The following is an 18556-nucleotide window of genomic DNA, read 5'->3' on the forward strand; positions in this document are numbered from 1 at the left end:
TTAGATTTGGCATTATTTTAATCATAAAATATCCTACTAGAAAACTACAATACGCAATTATTGTAGTTTTTTTTATGACCAAAATAAATAATTATGCCCTATTTCATAATTATTCCAGTTTAAAAAAGAGATTAGCATATATTCTTTTAAATTTGTTTCTCAATCGATTCTTAAAATAGCCTACAATTTATGAAAACCGGAAAACAGAAGATAATTTTACTCCTGAAAGTGTTTGTGGCATTCCTACTCCTAATCGCTATCGGTTTTTTTGTTTTTAGAGATTCTATTCTACAACAAGCAATTGAAAAAGCTTCGACCAAAATTGAACAAAAGTACAATAGCAATTTATCGATAAAAAAAGCAGCTTTCGACGGCTTTTCAGGAATCAGTTTGACTGAAATTACCTTGACCCCTAAAAATGCAGACACACTATTTAGCATACAAAAAATGAAAACCAGCATTAATTTCTGGCATTTGCTATTAGGTGATGTACAACTGGGCACTTTGGAAATTAAAAACGGAATGGTACAGCTTGTACAGAAAGGAAATGTGAAAAATTTTGCCGCATTCCTCAAGAAAGACAATGCGGAATCAAGTACTAATGATAAAAGAGATTATGCCGCTTTTGCATACAGAATTATTTCGAAAGCATTAAACTTGGTTCCAACGGATATGAGCGTCGAAAATCTGAAATTTAAACTAGATGATAATGGTAAAAAAGCAACTATCGATATTAAAAAATTGGTGCTTTTTGATAAAGAGCTTGAAACTTCCATAGATGTCCAAACTAATACCTTTGCTCAACGTTGGAAAATTAGCGGTTTTGCCGATCCAAGAAATAAAAAAGCAGATATTAGAATCTTCAACAAAGACACCGGAGCCATCAAAGTACCGTATTTTGACGAACGGTATAACCTAAAGTCTAGCTTTGATTCGATTCGGTTAAACATCCAAAACATTGATAAAAGCGGTGGTGAATTGCATATTGATGGTTTCACTTCAATCACCAACTTTAGAATAAACCACCCTAAAATAGCAAGTAAAGATGTTGTAATTAAAAATGCACGATTTGACTATCGTTTCTTGCTAGGCTCTAATTTTATATCAGTAGACAGCAGTTCCACAGCCCAATTCAATCAGGTTAAATTCCGTCCCTACATCTCCTATGATACCGAAGCCGATACTATTTATAAGCTGAAAGTGACTATTCCTAAAATGAAAGCCCAGGATTTTATATCCTCTCTCCCTGATGGCTTGTTTACTAATTTTCAAGGAATGCAGGCCGAAGGCACTTTCGATTATAAATTGGATTTTAAATTCAACAAAAACAAACCTGACCAACTGGTTTTTGACAGCAATTTGAAAAAGGAAAAATTAAAAATAACGAAATACGGAGAAGCAAACCTCACCAAACTGAACGGAGAGTTTGTGTACAGAGCAATTATAAAAGAGGTACCGCAACGACCGATTTTAGTAGGTGCAGCCAATCCAAATTACACCCCGACAGACCAAATATCATCGTACTTAAGAAAATGTGTTTTAACAACCGAAGACCCTTCTTTCTTCTCCCATCATGGATTTATAAATGAAGCGTTCAAACAGTCTATCGTCAAAAACATAAAAACCAAAAAATTCTCTCGCGGTGCCAGCACCATCAGCATGCAATTGATAAAAAATGTTTTCCTTACACGAGAGAAAACGGTGTCTAGAAAACTGGAAGAAATTCTACTAGTTTACATTCTAGAAAACAACCGCATCGTAAGCAAAGAACGTATGCTTGAAGTTTATTTTAATATTATAGAATGGGGACCTAATGTCTATGGAATAGGCGAAGCAAGTCGTTTCTATTTCCAGAAAAATCCTTCTGAATTAACCTTCAACGAATGCTTGTTTCTGGCTCGAATTATACCGAGCCCGAAAAAATTTATGTATCAGTTTAATGATCAAGGCAAACTAAGAGATTTTGCTGCTAAACAGGAATCCTTTTTAACGAACATAATGACCACAAGAGGGCTACTAAGTATTGATGATACTATTTACAAATCGCAGCCCCTACTTATTTCAGGAGCAGCAAAATCATACCTTCGATTAAAGGTACAAGATTCCATACCGATTGATTCGCTGTCAGTGAATGAAGAATTTGAATTTTAAAATTTAAAAAACTTTAAAAGCAAAAACCCAATAAGCGTTGTTACCTATTGGGTTTTTATAATGATTACTTCATTACGACTCATTACGGTGCAGGATCAGGAATTATAGCCTGTACTTCATCAATTGCTTTCAATATTTCATCAGATAATGAGACTTGAATAGTATCTATGTTTTCTTTCAATTGTTCCATCGTTGTAGCTCCAATAATCGTACTAGTCACAAAAGGCTGCTGTTCGATAAAAGCCAATGACAATTCCGTTAAGCTTAACCCATTTTTTCGAGCAATCTCCTGATAGAGTTTTGTTGCTTCGGTACACTGGGCGCTGTTGTATCTTGAATATTGAGGAAACAAATTAATCCTTGCTTTAGGATGTTTTTCTCCCGTTAGGAATTTTCCTGATAGCACCCCAAAAGCCATTGGAGAATAAGCTAGCAATCCCACGTTTTCTCGATAACCAATTTCAGCTGACCCAGTTTCATAAAGCCTATTCAATAATGAATAAGGATTTTGAACTGTTTTTATCCTCGGCAAATTATGGTGTTTACTTTCTTCCAGAAAACGCATGATTCCCCATGGAGTTTCGTTCGAAAGTCCGATTTGCTTAATTTTACCTTCCTTTATAAAGTCTCCTAATGTGTCTAAAACGGCGTGAATATTATCTACCCAAGCATCCTCTTCTTGCACCTTAAACCCTCTTTGACCAAAATAATTTGTTTTTCTTTCTGGCCAATGCAATTGATACAAATCAATATAATCAGTTTGAAGGCGTTGTAAACTATTATCTAACGCATATTTTATACTTGCAGCTGAGAAGTCAGTGGTATCGCGCATATAAGCGAAATTAGGGTTAGGACCTCCAATTTTTGATGCCAAAACAACTTCTTCCCTTCTTCCTGTTTTTTTAAACCAGGTTCCAAGAATTCTTTCCGTACTACCGTAGGTTTCCTCACGTGCCGGAACAGAATACATCTCAGCTGTATCAAAAAAGTTAACTCCTTGTTCAAGCGCATAGTCCATTTGCTCATGTCCCTCTGCTTCAGTATTTTGTTCGCCAAAAGTCATGGTACCTAGGCATATTTTGCTAACTTTTATTTCAGTATTGGGTAGGGTTGTATATTTCATATATTACATTAAAAGTTTAAAAAAAAATCAAAAGCATGTAGCTACAAATGTACCTTTTATTGACAGTTCATAGTAGAGCGTTAACAGATTTTTTAGAAACGTTCACTATATTAAACACAAAAAGGTTCAGCGTCTAACGGCTGAACCTTTTAAATTTAAAACTACACAGTTTAGTTTATTTCATTCAACATTTCAGCGATTTCATCTAATCTTGGCGTTAAGATAATCTCAATTCTTCTGTTTTTTGCTTTTCCTTCTGCTGAAGCATTACTAGCTAATGGCGAAAATTCTCCGCGTCCTGCAGCCGTTAAGTTTTGCTTATTAATGTTTTTGTTTTCGCTTAAAATTGCAACTATAGCAGTGGCTCTTTTAGTAGATAAATCCCAGTTATCAGCTATAGGACCTGATGCACTGAAACGATCATCATCAGTATGCCCTTCGATTAAAACTGAAATATCAGGATTGTCTCCCAAGACTTTTCCTAGTTCTACTACCGCTTTCTTTCCTTCGGAACCTACAGCCCAACTACCAGAATTGAATAATAATTTATTTTCCATGGAAACGTAAACTTTACCGTTTTTTTGCTCCACGGTCAAGCCTTTTCCTTCAAAGCTATTCAATGCGTTTGAAAGTGTTTCTTTCAATTTTTTCATCGTCGCTTCTTTGGCAGCAATCAATGATTCTAATTCTTGCAATCTTTGGGCACTTTTACTTAATCGCTCTTGCTCAATTGCCAAAGCTTTTCCTTTAGCATCTAATTGAGAAAGCAAATCACGATTCTTACTCATATTAATTTGCAATGCTTCGTTGCTATTTTTCTCCAATGCTTTGTAGGATTCTTGCATCACATCCATTTTATTGCTTAAAGCACCATAATCAGCCAACCATTTGTCGCGTTCTGATTTTACTTTACTTAGCTCCGTGTTCAAAGCATCTCGATCCAACTCTAGTTGATTCTTTGCCTGCAAAAGATCTGAGTTTTCATCAGCTAAAGTTCTGTTTTCTTTCTTTAAATCTGTGAACTTATTTTCTAAATCATTGTAGATTTTCTTGGAAACACAAGAAGTTGAAAGTGCTACAATTAACAATCCTAGTGAAATTCTTTTTATCATTTTTTATACTTTAAAAATTATGTTGCATTTTATTAAAAGTCTACTCTATCTCCACTAAAACGGGACAATGGTCAGAATGTTTTGCTTCGGGCAAAATAAGAGCTCTTTTTATTCTTTCTTTTAAAGGCTCACTTACTAAACAATAGTCGATACGCCATCCTTTATTATTGAGTCTAGCAGTGGGAACTCTCATGGTCCACCAAGTATAGTTATCTGGTTCTTTGTTTAAAAAACGAAAACTATCAATAAATCCATTATTCAAAAATGTATCAAGCCAAGCTCTTTCTTCCGGTAAAAAACCAGATACTTTTTTATTTCGAATGGGATCATGTATATCTATAGCTTCGTGACATATGTTATAATCACCACAAATCACCAGATTAGGAATCTCTTTCTTTAAATCTGTAATGTAATTCTGGAAATCATCCATAAACATAAATTTATGATCTAATCTTTCACTATTTGTCCCTGAAGGCAGATACAAACTCATCACTGACAACTCATCAAAATCTACGCGGATATTCCTTCCTTCGAAATCCATGTGTTCAATTCCCGTCCCAAAAACGACATTATTCGGCTTTATTTTTGATAAAATAGCAACTCCGCTATACCCTTTTTTTGTAGCTGGAAACCAATAATGATACGGATATCCCGCTAATTCAAAATCCAATAATGGAAGTTGTTCCGGCGACGCCTTAATTTCTTGAAGACAAACCACATCAGGATTTGCCTGTTGTAACCAATCAATGAATCCTTTAGAAATTGCAGAACGAATTCCGTTAACGTTATAAGATATAATCTTCATTTTGATATAATTTTGAATTTCAAAAGTAATGAAAATACAAATGAAACAGTGGAAAAAACAAGAAAATCCAATCCTGAAATAGCCTAATAATAGACTTTTTGTCTATCTTTGTTTTTCGCTCAAAAAACAATACGTAAATGGGTTTAGTTACCGCAAAAGAAGTTGCAAAAGCAATAAATGCTGAAAAATATGGAATTCTGGGAACTTTTTCCGGCTGGCTTTTAATGAAAGCATTAAAAATATCCAAGCTTAATGAATTTTATGACGGTAATAAACATTTAAAGGATGTTGATTTCTTAAATGCCATATTAGACGACTTACAAATAAAATTTGAAATTCCCGAAGAGGATTTTAAAAGACTACCAAAAGAAGGTGCTTACATAACCATTTCTAATCATCCTTTAGGTGGCATAGATGGTGTTTTGTTATTGAAATTAATGCTCGAAAGAGAACCAAATTTCAAAATAATTGCAAACTTCTTATTGCATAGAATTGAGCCTCTCAAAAAATACATCATGCCCGTCAATCCTTTTGAAAATCATAAGGATGCTAAATCAAGTGTGATAGGGATCAAGGAAACTTTACGTCACTTGAGTGATGGAAAGCCACTTGGAATGTTTCCTGCAGGAGAAGTTTCTAGCTACAAAGACGGAAAACTTATGGTTGACAAACCATGGGAAGAAGGAGCAATTAAAGTAATCCGTAAAGCGCAAGTTCCCGTTGTTCCTATTTATTTTCACGCTAAAAATAGTTGGTTATTTTACTTCCTTTCTAAAATTAGCGGAACCTTTCGTACTGCAAAATTACCCTCAGAAGTTTTTAGTCAGAAGCATCGTGTTATAAAAGTACGAATTGGAAAACCTATATCTGTCGCTGAACAAAACGAATACAAAACAACAGAGCTTTATTCGGAATTCTTGAGAAAGAAAACCTATATGTTAGCTAATCCATATGAGAAAGAGAGTAAGTTATTGACCACGCCACATTTAAAAATCCCCAGAAGCCCTAAGGAAATAGTAACTCCGGCAAATGGAGAAAAAATAATTGCAGAAGTCGACACCTTAAGAGATAAGGATTGTAGACTCTTACAAAGCAAAAACTACGAAGTCTTTTTTGCGGAAGCAAACTCAATTCCGAATATTCTTCATGAAATTGGACGATTACGCGAAATCACATTTAGAGAAGTGGGAGAAGGAACAAATGAACCTATTGATTTAGACAAGTTTGACCAATACTACCACCATCTATTCTTATGGGACGATGAGGCAAAGAAAATCGCAGGAGCATATAGAATGGGTCTAGGCTCAGAAATCTACCCCAAATACGGAATCGAAGGTTTCTACTTGAATGAACTTTTTCGATTTGAGCCGGAACTTCATGACATGATGAACAAGTCTATAGAAATGGGACGTGCATTCATCATCAAAGAATACCAACAAAAACCAATGCCTCTTTTCTTGCTTTGGAAAGGAATCATTCATACTACTTTACGTTTTCCAGAACATAAATTCCTTCTTGGAGGTGTAAGTATCAGCAATCAATTCTCTGATTTTTCTAAGTCTTTGATGATTGAATTCATGAAATCAAACTACTACGATCCTTACATCGCGCAGTATATTCATCCTAAGAAAGCCTATAAAGTAAAACTGAAAGATGCTGATAAAGATTTTATTTTTAATGAAACAGAAGCTGATTTAAATAAATTCGACAAAATTATCGATGAGTTGGAACCAGGTGTTTTACGTTTACCGGTTTTAATCAAAAAATACATCAAACAAAATGCAAAAGTGGTTGCTTTTAATGTTGATCCATTGTTCAATAATGCTGTCGATGGCTTAATGTACATAAGAATCGCCGATATTCCAGAAAGCACTATGAAACCTGTTATGGAAGAGTTTCAGGCAGAACTGGAAAGAAAACTAGCTGACAAAGAAGATTAGTTAGTTCTAATCACTTTCAAATAAACATAAAAAAGTCTCGACGATGTCGAGACTTTTTTATGTTTAAAACCAGCCCTTTTTATTTACCTGATAGGTTTGATAGAACTCCTCATCTGATTTAGTCAAGTAAACGATTCCTTCTATAAGTCCAAGCAAAGCAGTAACTGTCCCACAAGTACAAAGGCTAATGGCTAGCCATATTATTCCTTCTGTCGTATATCCTAAAAGGAATTTATGAATTCCAAATGGTGCTAGAAGAATCGCCAATAAACCGGCAGCTATTTTTTTATTGTCTTCATGAACTGGTCGTGGGCTATTCCACGCCTCATGTTTTGAGTTTTCCATAGTAATTGATTAGTTGATCAATATTTGAAGAATAAATATATTAAAATTTATTTAAAAATGTAATCAATTGGCTCCCAAAGTTCAATTTTGTTTCCTTCAGGGTCCAAGATCCAACCAAATTTACCGTAATCATAGCTCTCCATTTCTCCAACAATAGTGACACCTTCTGCTTGTAACTCCAGGAGTAGATTTTCTAAATTATGTACTCTAAAATTCTGCATAAATTGCTTTTCACTTGGCTCAAAATAAGTCGTATCCTCTGCAAATGGAGACCATTGCGTAGAACAATCATTACCCTTACTATCTTTCCACCAAAAGGTAGAACCATGGTCGTCTGTTTTCAACCCTAAGTGTTTGCCGTACCAAGCAACCAATTCTTTAGCGTTTTTTGACTTAAAAAACAGTCCCCCTATTCCGGTAACTCGTTTTTCATCTACCGCAATTTTATCTTCGCCAAAATACTTTGCTTTAATCTTATCTACAATAACTTGCGCCAGACGTTCGTGGCTCTCGAAAGTCCATCCGGCGACATGAGGTGATAATATCACATTTTCTGCTTTTAATAAATATTGGAACGCTTCAGGGGTGTTCTTATCTTGAAAAAGAGTTTCAAATGATAATTTCTCATACTCCAACACATCAAGTCCTGCCCCCAGAACCTTTCCTGCCGACATAGCAGCAACTAAATCTGCTGTTACAATATTGTTTCCTCTAGACGTATTAAATGCCCAGAAAGGCTTCGCAAAAGCGTTGATAAAAGTAGCATCGACCATTTTATTGGTTTCAGGTGTCCATGGAATATGCAAACTCAACACATCTGACTTCTGCTGTAATTCTTCTAGAGAAACCTGTTTTGCATTGGCATCGCCAACGTTCTCCAGAATATCATAGCACAATACGTCCACTTCAAAACCGCGAAGTTTTTTGGCAAAGGATTTACCCATATTACCATAACCTATAATACCAACAGTTTTGCCGTCTAACTCATGACCTCTATTGCTTCCTCTGTTCCAATGTCCTGATCGAATTTCCCTATCTGCTTTATTCAAATTATTGAAAAGTGACAGAATCATTCCTAAAGTATGTTCAGCAACCGCATTTCTATTCCCTTCGGGAGCGGCAATCAGCGTTATGTTTTTTGATATCGCATAGTCGCAATCAATACTTTCAAGGCCGGCGCCTACACGGGCAATAAACTGCAAATTAGTGGCTTTATCCAAAAAGGTTTTATCAATTTTAAAACGACTCCGAATTACTATTCCTTGGTATGATTGTATTTTGGCTTCGATTTCTTCTTTCGAGGAAGTAAAATCTTCGTGATTTTCAAAACCCAGTTCTTGCAATTGCCTCATTAAAATGGCATTGTTGCTATCAATATGAAGAATTTTAATATCCATGAAAATGATTTCTAAGTTAAAAATCAAAATTAATAAAAAAAATACGGTTTATAGTTTTAAGAGCCAAATACATTCGAATCGCGACAAAGTAAAAAAAAAAAAAACCATTTCCAAATTATATAAATTTAGAAATGGTTTTCAATTTAATACTATTCATAGTGAATACTATTATCAGTAAGCTCGCTAAAACACCTGGTTCAATTCTTTAAAATGGCGAAACTTTTTCTCCTCCAAATAAAAAATTAGAAATTCTTTCGTAAAAACTGTAAAGTAAATTTTTCATCATAATGTATATTAATTGTTAGTTTTCAATTATACCATTAGATAGAAAAGTAAGAGTAGATAATAGGGCTATTACAAATTTACATTAAAATACAATTTAAATAAAACACTTAGACTGTTTTTCGATGTATGGCAATATAATCCGACGAACTACATGTTATTACACTTTTGTCTTACACAGCACAGCACCATAACAACCTAACAATAAGCACTTTCAAAACTTATCTATTTGAAGTTTACACTACAACCGTTTAAAATTAACCTTTTATTTGATTTAAAGAAGTCTTGATTCCTCTTATCAATGAGGAGCTAAATCCATGCATTTCCATTTCGTTAAGTCCTGCAATGGTACAGCCTTTAGGAGTTGTTACTCTATCTATTAATTGTTCCGGATGCACCTGTTCTTCCATAAGCATTTCAGCCGCTCCTTTAACCGTTTGTGCCGAAATGGCCAACGCCGTCTTCCAATCAAATCCTATTTCGATACCCGCCTGCATTGATGCTCTAATGTAACGCAAGGCAAAAGCAGTTCCACTCGCAGCCAAAACAGTAGCGGCATCCATTAATTTTTCATCTATAACCGGAGCAGTACCTAGATCCTGAAACAAATCAATAACAGCCTGAGCCTGTGCTTTATTATTTTCATCGAATGAAATACAGGTTGCAGACTCTCCAAATTGTGCTGCAATATTAGGCATGATTCGCATCGCCTGGTTTTTGTCACCTATCTTGCCTTGAAGCGCTTCGATGGACAAGCCACTAACTGCAGAAGCAATTGTTTTATTATTGATTTTTGGAAGTATATCAGCCAAAACGACATCCACTTGATATGGCTTTATAGTAAGAATAATTACGTCTGCATCTTCAATATCGTGTGTGTTATCTGATGAAACAGTTATTCCTGCCTTTTCTAGATAAGCAATACTTGCCGTATTTCTTCGGGTTACAGTAACTTGATTATTTTTCGAAAATTTAGATATCCCTATTGCGATTGAAGTCCCAAGGTTCCCCCCTCCTATTATATGTACTTTCATTTCTATTTTATGGTTTTTCGGTTTAGTAGTCAATAATTTAGCTATCAATAACAGCTTGTTTTCTTTTTTAAAATCACTGCGATGGTATTAAAATCCTAAAATAATTCTTGCAATTGAGAAGTAAATAAGAATCCCACAGATATCATTACTTGTTGTGATAAATGGTCCTGTAGCTAAAGCGGGGTCAATGCCAAATTTATCCAACAATAGAGGTACAAATGTTCCTATTAATGAAGCGATTATAATTACAGACATTAATGCCGTAGTTACAATTACCCCAATAACAATTTCGACATCTAAAAGAAAATGACTTCCTACAAATAATATAATCCCTAGAATAAACCCATTAAGCAAGCTTAAAGACACTTCTTTTGTTAATCGACTAAATAAAGACCCTGTCAAGGTATTGTTTGCCAAACCTTGTACAATAATTGCGGACGATTGCACTCCTACATTTCCTGCCATTGCGGCAACAAGCGGGGTAAAGAAGAATAGCTCTCCATGCTTTAACATAGCTCCTTCAAATAAGCCTAGCACTTTTACGGAAATAAAACCTCCTAGTAATGCTAAAACTAACCAAGGCAAACGCGCTTTTGTATGCTCTAAAATACTATCATCAGCCTCAACATCCTTAGAGATACCAGCCGCTAACTGGTAATCCTGATCTGCTTCGTCCCTGATGACATCAATAATATCATCAATCGTAATACGCCCTACGAGTCGCCCCATAGCATCTACTACTGGAATGGCTTCTAGATCGTATTTTTGCATGATACGTGCTACCTCAACATCCTCCGCATCTACATTTACAAACGTTACTTTCTTGATGTAAATATCAGAAATTTGTGTTTTAGTCGAAGTCGTCAATAAGTCTTTTAGAGACAACCTTCCTTTTAATCTATTCTCATCATCAACCACGTAAATAGAATGCACTCGAGATACATTCTCAGCTTGAGCACGCATTTCTTTTACGCAAGTAAGTACGCTCCAGTTTTCATTCACTTTCACCAACTCTTTCCCCATTAATCCCCCTGCGGTATCCTCATCATAACGCAGTAAGTCAATAATATCTTTGGCGTGTTCTAAATCATCTAACTCAGAGATTACCTCCTCTTTTTTGGACTGCGAAAGCTCGGCGATGATATCGGCCGCATCATCGGTATTCAGTTCATCCAGCTCTTCTGCAATCTCTTTTGGAGAAAGTCGTTTTAAGATATTTTCCCTTAAATCGTCTTCTAGCTCTAGAAGTATTTCAGATGTTTTCTCTGAATCTAATACTTTAAATATATAAGTGGCCTCGTCAAAATCTAGTTCGTCCAGAATCTCGGCAATATCGGCGTGGTGCATCTCACCAAGAAGACGCTCTAATCCAGCGTCATCCTTGTTAACAATGTGTTGCTCTAATTCGAGTATTAAGTCTTTACTGATTTTAAATTCCATCGGCTTCTATTTTTTGGGTAAGTTCAATAAATTGCGCTACATCTAACTGTTCTGGACGAAGGTCAAAAATAGGATCTTCTCTTAAACTATCGGATAAATTCATTGTTTTCAAACTGTTTCGCATTGTCTTGCGACGTTGTTGAAAAGCCGTTTTAACTACGGTGAAAAATAATTTCTCCCCGCAAGGCAAACTATAATCTTTTTTTCTTCGCAAACGTAAAACACCTGATTTTACTTTTGGTGGCGGAATAAAAACATTTTCATCTACCGTAAACAAATATTCTGCATCATAAAAAGCTTGCACTAAAACAGATAGTATTCCGTATGCTTTTGTCCCTTTCTTTTCGCAGATGCGTTGTGCCACTTCTTTTTGGAACATACCCGCAAATTCAGGAATCTGATCGCGGTATTCTAATGTTCGAAAGACAATTTGCGTCGAAATATTATACGGGAAATTCCCGATGATAGCGAACTGCTTCCCTTCAAAAATTTCGTTTATGTTGTACCTCAAAAAATCTTTTGAGATAATCTTATCCTTCAATTTTGGATAGTTTTCATCCAAATAGGTTACTGATTCCGTATCGATTTCGATGACATAAGTAGTAACTGGTTTGTCTAACAAATACTTAGTTAAAACACCCATTCCAGGACCTATCTCTAATATATCATCATATCCTTCCAAGTTCAAGGTGTCGGCAATATCCTTAGCGATGCTTTCATCCTTCAAGAAATGTTGTCCGAGGTGTTTTTTGGCTTTTACTTTTTCCATTTTATTTTGTTTTACCACGAAGTCGCTAACGCACTACGTGTAATTTTGATTGCAACTTACTTTTAGCGACTATGAAAAAAGTAGGTTTGCTATTATTGTCTGAATACTCAAAACGGTATACTGATTACTCGATTTAATGTTCAGAAATTACTTCTAATTCTGTTCTAAATGCGAGCATTTTTTCTCCAAACAATTTTGCTCCTTCCTCACGGAATCTTGGTGCGTCTTCCTGATAATATTTTTCAAGTGTCTCCTTACTATCTGTTGTGTACTGCGCAGAATACGTCACACCGCCCATTTCTTCTTCTATTAATACCCGAACTAATCTGGCGGCAGTAAATTTTCCTGTAGCCAAAATTTCGGGAATGTGTTTATGCTGCATCCATATCATCCATTGGTCATGAACGCTTTCATGTATGTTTGTGGTAACGTTGTATATTATCATTTTAAATTTAGGATTTAAGAATTTAGATTTAGGATTTTACATTCTAACTCAAACTCGTTATTCTATATGTTATAGCATTCTATTTCTTTTGCTCTAATTTCTCTTTCGGGAGTTAGAGGGAATTTATAAATTAGTATCTCCTCGCAATTGCCTGAAATTTTTTCTGGCTTCTACAAAATAGATACTGTCTTCGTGATTGAAAATTATCTTTTCATATAACGGCTTGGCCTTTTCTACTTCTTTCAACTTTTTATTATAAATCTCTGCCGAAAAAAACAAAGCCTCATCAATGTAAATTCCGTCGTTATGATGGTCAATAATTTCTTGATATTGGCTTAAAGCCAAATTATAGTCGGCTGTCTTCTCATAAATTTTTCCTAACCGCAATAAGGTAACCGCTTCTATTTCCTGTCCCTTGTGATTTTTCAAGATCGATTGAAACTGAGCTATCGCTTCCTGATTTCTATTCTGATATAAAAGATAATCTCCTTTTGCAAATTCCTTTAAGGCTGTTTGTGTCGAATCAGCTGCAGTATTATCATTTATCAATAGAAAATATTCTAGTGCATCATTTGCTATCAGTTGGGTATTGGCTGATTTTAGTTCTTTAAACTGCTTCAACGCCCAAACAAAATCGGTTTTAAAATAGCTCGTTTTAGCTGCTTTTAAACTGGCTTCATGAGCTACCACATCATTTTTTAAATCCATCTCAATTTGAGAATAGTAGATTAATGCCTGATTGAATTTTTCTTCGAAAAGTAAAATATCCGCTAATTCCATTTTGACCTGCGCGACTTTATAATCATCCAATCGTAAGTCGAGCGCTTTTTTAATAATTGCTCGTCCTTGCTCTGGATTTTTTAAATTGAAAGCCACAAAATGCGCCTGAATTAATTGCAAAGATAAGGTAAAAGGGCTGATTTCATATTCTGTCAACAAAGCTTCTATTTCTGCATTGATATTTGCAAAATCTTTTTCCTTTGCCTTTTCTATTTTTATGCTGATCAAGTACGTATTTGCCTGAACAAGTAATTCAAGATCTTTAGTGTTTTCCAGTACAAATCCTAAAATTTCAACCGCCATTCCCTGATCGTCCTCTTCAACGGCAAGATGCGCTAAATTGACAATATTAGACAGGGATTCCGGATTCCGTTTATAGATCGCTTTTTCTTGAATAAAGGCTTTCGAAAATTCCTTTTGTTGCACATAAAACCAACTCAAATAACGGTTCCAAAACAAATCTTGGCTTTTTTGCACCCGTACAATTAATCCTTTTCTCAGCATCTCACTAAAGATAGCATCACTATCATCTGTCATGAAACGAGACAATTGATTTTGAATCATTATCGAATTTTGCGGAGTCGCGTACGATTCATCCAAAAAAGTGGAAATCATCATTTCTGTATTCCCTAATTGCCCGTAAAGCAATCCTTTCTGATAATTGAAATTAAATTTAGGTTCTACCTCTGAAGCAGTTTGATACGATTTTAGAGCATATTCTAACAACACTTTTTTCTCGAATGAATTGGATATTCCATAGACTTCATTCGGATTTTTCTTGATTCGGTCTATCGCTTGGTCGTAGTAAATTTTGGCTTTAGCCTCATTCTTTTGTAGCTGAGTATTATAACCCAGTTCTACTAAAAGATTTCCCTGGTTGTATTTGTCTAGTCGTGTTTGGATTGCTTTCTCTGCACTGTCAAATTGCTTCAATTGCTGATAACAATCAACAGTTCTTAAAAAATACTGCATGTTTTGAGGAACGCTGAGCAACAATTCTTCATAGCCTATTTTTGCTTTTTCAAAATCACCTTTGTCATAATAATACTGCGCTAACTGTTCGTTTTGAGCAAACGAAAAAAGCGAGAATGACAAAGTGATGAGTAGAAAGAGCTTTTTCATAATTTGTATTATAATTCACAGAACCATTAATCATCAAAACCTAAGTTAACCGCAAATTCGCAAATTTCAATTACTTTAAAAAAGGAAAAATTTGCGAATTAGCGGTTAATAAAAGAAGGCAGTAATTTAATCGATGATATCAAACCCGCAGTACGGACGTAAAACTTCAGGTATTACGATTCCTTCAGCAGTTTGGTAATTTTCAAGGATTCCCGCAAGAACTCTTGGCAAAGCCAATGAACTTCCGTTTAAGGTATGTGCTAATTGGTTTTTTCCATCTTTATCTTTGAAACGCAATTTCAAACGATTGGCCTGAAAAGTTTCAAAATTAGAAACTGAACTGATTTCTAACCAACGGTCTTGCGCAGTAGAAAATACTTCAAAATCATAAGTCAATGCCGATGTGAAACCCATGTCTCCACCACAAAGACGTAAAATTCTGTATGGCAATTTCAATTCGTTCAGTATGTCTTTTATGTGTTCTACCATTCCGTCTAAAGCTTCGTATGACTTATCAGGATGCTCTACACGTACAATTTCCACTTTATCAAATTGATGCAAACGATTCAATCCACGTACATGTGCTCCGTAAGAACCTGCTTCACGACGGAAACATGGCGTGTAGGCTGTAGTAAGAACGGGTAACTCATTTTCGTTTAAGATTACATCTCTAAACATATTAGTCACCGGAACTTCGGCCGTAGGGATTAAATACAAATTATCAGTAGCGTCATGGTACATTTGACCTTCTTTGTCTGGCAATTGTCCCGTTCCGTAAGCCGAAGCTTCGTTTACCATATGAGGTACTTGCACTTCATTATAACCCGCTGCCGTATTTTTATCTAAGAAATAATTGATTAAGGCACGTTGTAATCGCGCTCCTTTTCCTTTATAAACCGGAAACCCCGCTCCAGCAATTTTATTTCCTAATTCGAAATCAATGATATCGTATTTTTTTACTAATTCCCAATGTGGTTGCGCGCCTTCGTGCAAGACAGGAACTTCACCTGCTTCAAAAACATTTAGGTTTTCCTCAGGCGTTTTTCCTACTGGTACAATAGCTGCGGGAAGATTGGGCAATGTATATAGCTTCTCGGTAAGTTCAGCAGCAATTGCATCAGCGATTTCTGCCAGTTTCTTACTTTTCTCCTTGTTTAAAACGGTCTTTTCTTTTAGGATAGCGGCTTTCGATTTCTCACCGTTCTTCATCAATTCGCCAATGTCTTTGGACAGTTTATTAGATTCAGCTAAAATTCCGTCTAACTCTACTTGTGTAGCACGACGTTTTTCGTCTAGTTGTACGACATCTTCCACAACACTTTTGGCATCCATATTCCTTTTTGCCAAAGCTTGGATTACTTTCTCTTGATTCTCTCTAATAAATGCAATTTGTAACATAGCTTGAATTTTATAACTCTTGGGTTTTTATCTCTATAAAGAAAGCAAATTTAAGGAAATGTTTGAGACTTATCAGACAAAGTGTTGGGGAAATAATATTTTATCTGATTAAAAAAATAGTTGTTTCGCAAAGCAGCACAAAACACACTCAGAGTATCGCAAAGTTGATAAACTCTTTGCGCATCTCTGTGTGTTTTATCTTAGCGTATCTTTGTGAATAGCTATGCTCTCTTTATCTCATGTCCTACAAATTCCTCTAGTGCAGCAAACATATCATCTACAGAAAGTACTTCTAGGTCAGGATGGGATTTTAAAAATTCAGCATTTAGCTGAACCAAATTTTCTTCTATTTCGAAAAAAGTATCGTTGTTCATTAAATCTCTAACTGGGTTTACCCCTTCTAGTTTTCCTTTGAAAAATTTATCGCGTTTGACACTACTCATCAATTTGACTTTCTTGCATTGCTGTTGGAATAATTCCAAATGCTTTTCGGCTCCCAACAATTGCAAACCTTCTTCTATCAATTCGTTTAATTCGGTGTTCCATTTTGAATTGTATACAAATTGGGCAAAGTTGCCTTCAGTATATTGAGAAGTATAATAATCTAAATAATAACTCATCAATGCGTCTTCGTGAATCAAATCATCGTCAATTTTTTCCTCGCGCATTAGGTTAATCACCGAAATATTAGAGTTGATAACGTCTTGAGGGTTTTCGCTAGCTGCTGCGGTTTCTGAGATAATGATTTTACCGAATTCCATGTGGATTTGTTTTTAAAGATTTGTGTGCAAATTTCGTGTAAAATAATGAAGGATAACAACTCAAGTAAAAGTTTATTTAGAATCAGAATCCTCACTATTTTTCTTCTGATTCATTTTCGCAACCAAAGCTTTCAAGCGTAATGCTTTTTCTTTTTTTTCTTCTTGAAGTTTGGCGTTTTTTCGATTTAGCAATTTGGTATGCAAAGCCTTGTTTTTAGTATTTTTTTCGGGTCCTTTTGCCATGATATAAAATCTTCTTAAATAATGGTTACAAATATAAGTGAACAGAAAACAAGAACGAACTAAAATCTAACCGATTGCGCGAACACTAGTATGAATTAACTTTAATTTATTCATAAAACTACTGTCACGAAAGTTTAGTACTTTTCTTCTTTTCAATAAAGTAGAAAAGAATTCCGCCTAAAAAATATAAAACAACATCGATCCCGTCTGCAGTGTATCTTGGATTAACTCTTGGAAGATAATATTCGAAATAAAAAGAATAGTAGCATGCCAAAAAAATGACAAACCCAATGGAGAATTGAAAGGACCTATCTTTCTTAAGAAGTCGGATTACGAACGTCATTGCGCCCAGCAATAGAGGAAGACAAAGTAAATCATTAAGATAGTTATTAATCAAGGAAGGTAATGGCATGCTCAACCGCTGCATCAGATAAATTGTCAGAGCAGTGAACAACATTACTACATAAACAACTCTTCTAAACATACAGAATACTCGCTGTCCAAGCTGAAATAGCAGCTAAAAGTGCTCCAATTCCCCACGACGAATCAAACGTTTTAGTGAAGATTCTCAAAAATAAATTTTTACTCTTCGCCTGTCTTTTAAAAAAAGAAACATGGCGATTTTGGTTCGATATTTTCATTTTTATTTTTTTATTTACCCCGCTGCAGCTGCTATAACCAGCGAAATAAGTCCTCCAATGACTACCGCAAAGAAAAGCCAGATATAATAACCCGTTTGAAAAAGAGTTCGCAGTATCATGTTGGGGTGTTCTACGCCGTTTTTTAAAAACAGTTCAATTTTACTAGGCTCTTTATCAATTTTTTGTTTGATTTTGTCCTGCGTCTTTTTCTCTCTTTCAAGTTTTCGCTTTAAAACTACATCTAATAAAGCACCGCAATTACTGCAATACTCATTATTTAAATTAACAGTACCACACTCTAAACACGTTATGTATGATTTATTCATAAGGCCTATATTTAATCTAAATTACTATCTCAGCTATTAAAAACTATGGTTTACATAATACTCTTTTTCTTCACCTTGAATCCTGTTGGCTAGCTACATCAAAGTTATGAAAAATTACCTACTTCCTTTGACAAGTATTATTTCAATAGATGAATTAAGCATCAATAAGTTGCGATTTTAACTTACCAATAAAATGGTTCTATTATATTGTCTTTCCGCGACAGTGTCTTTATGACGAAGGAGGAGCCACATAATTAATTCACAAAGCTTGATCTACTTGAAGAGATTCTTCCTTCGTCAGAATGACAAGTTTGTAAAAAAGTGTTGTAAAAACCACAAATCCCTAGCCCTGATAGAAGCAACATCCTTTTTATGGTCTCGTTTTTTAGAACGAGACCATAAAAAGATATAGCGAATAGCAGGAAATTGCTCCTAATAAAAA

Annotated in this window: 17 protein-coding genes and 1 pseudogene; 2 read left to right on the forward strand and 16 right to left on the reverse strand. The window is 35.1% G+C overall.

Annotation, left to right across the window (positions count from 1 at the left end; genetic code table 11):
* Positions 1-189 precede the first annotated feature (189 nt).
* A complete protein-coding gene (locus BLV35_RS04230; protein ID WP_091085226.1) occupies positions 190-2151 on the forward strand; it encodes a transglycosylase domain-containing protein in 1962 nt (653 codons plus the stop codon).
* Positions 2152-2233: 82 nt separating this feature from the next.
* On the opposite strand, the gene BLV35_RS04235 is transcribed toward BLV35_RS04230, so the two are convergent.
* From BLV35_RS04235 to BLV35_RS04245, 3 genes are all read right to left on the reverse strand, one after another.
* The gene (locus BLV35_RS04235) at positions 2234-3274 is read right to left on the reverse strand and encodes an aldo/keto reductase (protein WP_091085229.1); all 1041 of its coding nucleotides are present in this window, start codon (positions 3272-3274) and stop codon (positions 2234-2236) included.
* A gap of 170 nt (positions 3275-3444) precedes the next feature.
* Positions 3445-4386 (reverse strand): OmpA/MotB family protein, encoded by a 942-nt coding sequence (locus tag BLV35_RS04240; protein ID WP_091085231.1) that lies wholly within the window; start codon positions 4384-4386, stop codon positions 3445-3447.
* Between the two features lie 40 nt (positions 4387-4426).
* Positions 4427-5191 carry an exodeoxyribonuclease III gene (locus BLV35_RS04245; RefSeq protein WP_091085233.1) on the reverse strand — a complete coding sequence of 255 codons (765 nt, stop codon included), beginning with the start codon at positions 5189-5191 and terminating at the stop codon, positions 4427-4429.
* A gap of 137 nt (positions 5192-5328) precedes the next feature.
* Here BLV35_RS04245 and BLV35_RS04250 point away from each other — a divergent pair, with 137 nt between their 5' ends.
* Positions 5329-7131, forward strand: coding sequence for a GNAT family N-acyltransferase (locus tag BLV35_RS04250; RefSeq protein WP_091085235.1), 1803 nt, complete (start codon positions 5329-5331; stop codon positions 7129-7131).
* Positions 7132-7194: 63 nt separating this feature from the next.
* Here BLV35_RS04250 and BLV35_RS04255 read toward each other — a convergent pair whose 3' ends face one another.
* The 13 genes and pseudogenes from BLV35_RS04255 to BLV35_RS04310 form a co-directional block, all read right to left on the reverse strand.
* Positions 7195-7476 carry a TM2 domain-containing protein gene (locus BLV35_RS04255; protein ID WP_091085238.1) on the reverse strand — a complete coding sequence of 94 codons (282 nt, stop codon included), beginning with the start codon at positions 7474-7476 and terminating at the stop codon, positions 7195-7197.
* 47 nt (positions 7477-7523) lie between these two features.
* On the reverse strand, positions 7524-7850 hold the full coding sequence (locus BLV35_RS19720) for a VOC family protein (RefSeq protein ID WP_394331040.1): 327 nt from the start codon (positions 7848-7850) through the stop codon (positions 7524-7526).
* Between the two features lie 84 nt (positions 7851-7934).
* A pseudogene (locus tag BLV35_RS04260) lies at positions 7935-8873 on the reverse strand (2-hydroxyacid dehydrogenase); the annotation flags it as partial.
* A gap of 539 nt (positions 8874-9412) precedes the next feature.
* Positions 9413-10189 (reverse strand): pyrroline-5-carboxylate reductase, encoded by a 777-nt coding sequence (gene proC / locus BLV35_RS04270; protein WP_091085783.1) that lies wholly within the window; start codon positions 10187-10189, stop codon positions 9413-9415.
* 87 nt (positions 10190-10276) lie between these two features.
* Positions 10277-11629 (reverse strand): magnesium transporter, encoded by a 1353-nt coding sequence (gene mgtE, locus BLV35_RS04275; RefSeq protein ID WP_091085244.1) that lies wholly within the window; start codon positions 11627-11629, stop codon positions 10277-10279.
* Positions 11619-12398 (reverse strand): 16S rRNA (adenine(1518)-N(6)/adenine(1519)-N(6))-dimethyltransferase RsmA, encoded by a 780-nt coding sequence (rsmA, locus tag BLV35_RS04280; protein WP_091085786.1) that lies wholly within the window; start codon positions 12396-12398, stop codon positions 11619-11621. The genes mgtE and rsmA overlap by 11 nt, the downstream gene beginning before the upstream one ends.
* A 133-nt stretch (positions 12399-12531) precedes the next feature.
* Positions 12532-12843: a DUF4286 family protein gene (locus BLV35_RS04285; protein ID WP_091085247.1), complete on the reverse strand. Its 312-nt coding sequence runs from the start codon at positions 12841-12843 to the stop codon at positions 12532-12534.
* A gap of 123 nt (positions 12844-12966) precedes the next feature.
* Positions 12967-14745 carry a tetratricopeptide repeat protein gene (locus tag BLV35_RS04290; RefSeq protein WP_091085249.1) on the reverse strand — a complete coding sequence of 593 codons (1779 nt, stop codon included), beginning with the start codon at positions 14743-14745 and terminating at the stop codon, positions 12967-12969.
* A gap of 126 nt (positions 14746-14871) precedes the next feature.
* The gene (serS, locus tag BLV35_RS04295; protein WP_091085252.1) at positions 14872-16143 is read right to left on the reverse strand and encodes a serine--tRNA ligase; all 1272 of its coding nucleotides are present in this window, start codon (positions 16141-16143) and stop codon (positions 14872-14874) included.
* Between the two features lie 221 nt (positions 16144-16364).
* Positions 16365-16904, reverse strand: a complete 540-nt coding sequence (locus BLV35_RS04300; RefSeq protein ID WP_091085255.1) for a DMP19 family protein — start codon at positions 16902-16904, stop codon at positions 16365-16367.
* A gap of 72 nt (positions 16905-16976) precedes the next feature.
* Positions 16977-17147: a hypothetical protein gene (locus BLV35_RS19235; protein ID WP_176980569.1), complete on the reverse strand. Its 171-nt coding sequence runs from the start codon at positions 17145-17147 to the stop codon at positions 16977-16979.
* Positions 17148-17623: 476 nt separating this feature from the next.
* The gene (locus BLV35_RS19240; protein ID WP_176980570.1) at positions 17624-17788 is read right to left on the reverse strand and encodes a hypothetical protein; all 165 of its coding nucleotides are present in this window, start codon (positions 17786-17788) and stop codon (positions 17624-17626) included.
* Between the two features lie 14 nt (positions 17789-17802).
* Positions 17803-18114, reverse strand: a complete 312-nt coding sequence (locus BLV35_RS04310; protein ID WP_091085259.1) for a hypothetical protein — start codon at positions 18112-18114, stop codon at positions 17803-17805.
* Positions 18115-18556 lie beyond the last annotated feature (442 nt).

The sequence above is a fragment of the Flavobacterium gillisiae genome (assembly GCF_900107635.1).
Taxonomy (GTDB): domain Bacteria; phylum Bacteroidota; class Bacteroidia; order Flavobacteriales; family Flavobacteriaceae; genus Flavobacterium; species Flavobacterium gillisiae.